This window comes from Klebsiella sp. MS 92-3 (assembly GCF_000195655.1).
In the GTDB taxonomy this organism is placed as follows: domain Bacteria; phylum Pseudomonadota; class Gammaproteobacteria; order Enterobacterales; family Enterobacteriaceae; genus Klebsiella; species Klebsiella pneumoniae.
The window spans coordinates 45,673-46,101 of the sequence record NZ_GL882834.1 but is presented as its reverse complement, the minus strand read 5'-3'; the positions used below and the strand labels follow the sequence as shown (position 1 = coordinate 46,101).

At 55.5% G+C, this 429-nt stretch carries 2 other RNA genes; both read right to left on the bottom strand.

Features of this window, described 5'->3' with window-relative positions:
- Positions 1-51: 51 nt before the first annotated feature.
- Positions 52-182: non-coding RNA, RtT sRNA (locus tag HMPREF9538_RS28890), on the bottom strand.
- A gap of 43 nt (positions 183-225) precedes the next feature.
- Positions 226-356: non-coding RNA, RtT sRNA (locus tag HMPREF9538_RS28885), on the bottom strand.
- Positions 357-429 lie beyond the last annotated feature (73 nt).

The window sequence follows — 429 nt, the reverse complement described above, 5'->3', positions numbered from 1 at the left end:
CTAAGCGAAGCGCGAGCGATGAGACAGCAGGACCGGTGGCTGAGAGTGCAACAGTGGTGGGGGAAGGATTACTCGGCGCTAAAGCGCCTCGCCTTCGGGCCGTTGCCTGCGGCAACGTTCTCTCACTTCGCTCGAGTCGAACCTTAGTCGAAGCTTCTCATCCTTCCCCGTGGGGCAGAATATAGCGTATCGCAGGTGGAATAAGCTGGGCAATACATGAAGAGATGGTGGTGGGGGAAGGATTACTCGGCGCTAAAGCGCCTCGCCTTCGGGCCGTTGCCTGCGGCAACGTTCTCTCGCTTCGCTCGAGTCGAACCTTAGTCGAAGCTTCTCATCCTTCCCCGTGGGGCAGAATATAGAATATCGTAGAGTAATTGGATTGAGGTGTTTTTTAAGAAGATGGTGGTGGGGGAAGGATTCGAACCTTCG